Raw genomic sequence first — 1,042 nt, forward strand, 5'->3', positions numbered from 1 at the left:
TCCTGCGTTACCCCGGGAGTCATCGCACCCTGGTTGGTGTAGATGCGCCCGTAGGCCAGCAGATACATCTGCGGGTTGAACAGCTGCCGATACAGTTCGTCGCACGGCAGCCCTCGTTTGCCGCGTTCACGCAGGACACCCAGCACCGTTGCGGCGCTCTGCATTACGCATACCTCCCAAGTCTTGGGTGTCCGATCACCTGGCCCCCTTCGCCCTGCAGACGACTTTCCCGCCTTCCTTGGCCGGGCGTGACTCCGGCGACTACTACGAGGCCTCCGTCGCCATAGGGCTCGCACCCTTATAGGCGATCCCGCGTTCGTCTCTGTTGTACGTGACAGCGTGACGTAGGCGTCCCACTCATCTCCTTGAACACCCTCGCTGGGCGTCGCCCCGCGCTCCGGAGGTTGCATCGGGTAACCCTAGACCCCGAAACAGAGCGCAGCACCGGTTTCAATGGTCTTTCCGGTGGATGGGAACTTGCATCGACTGGAGATTAGGATTCAGGCAATCAAGCTTTCGCCGTATCACGCGGGCCCACCCGGCGCGCCGTCCCTGACCACTGGACCCGGCCGCCGGGAATCATGGCATGCTGTTGTCCCCTTCACCTTTCGGATCCAGGTCAGCCATCCGGCCCAGGAACCTCCCTCCGAGTCCCTCCCGGCTCAGCCGGGGATACAACAGAGCGCCTCGCGGCGCACAGAGTTCTCTCGACTTTCCACCGGTACCGGCCAAGGCGTTCGGTACTGTCCACACCGCGACGGGCGATCCGCACCGCGATACCACGCCGGCGCAGGAAACACCGCAGTTCCGGCTGGTCGTAGGCCTTGTCCGCACGCAGCTTGTCCGGTCGGCGTCGCCGCGGCCCGCGTCGGGAACGGATCGCCGGGATACTCGCCACCAGCGGAACGAACGCCCCGCTGTCGTGCAGGTTCGCCGTGGAGACCGCCACGACCAGCGGCAACCCGGCCCCGTCGGTCAGGACATGGATTTTCGAGCCCGGTTTGCCGCGATCGACCGGGTTCGGACCCGTCAGGCTTCCCCC

Annotated in this window: 1 protein-coding gene and 1 pseudogene; both read right to left on the minus strand. The window is 65.3% G+C overall.

Annotated features, from left to right (window positions below):
• Positions 1-164: pseudogene (locus AB1460_RS37735) on the minus strand (RNA-directed DNA polymerase); the annotation flags it as partial.
• 455 nt (positions 165-619) lie between these two features.
• Positions 620-1,042, minus strand: a 423-nt coding sequence (locus tag AB1460_RS37740; RefSeq protein WP_368967370.1) for a transposase, incomplete at its 5' end; no start/stop codon positions are given.

Origin of the sequence: Parafrankia sp. FMc2 (genome assembly GCF_041008525.1) — a bacterium.
Classification (GTDB): domain Bacteria; phylum Actinomycetota; class Actinomycetes; order Frankiales; family Frankiaceae; genus Parafrankia.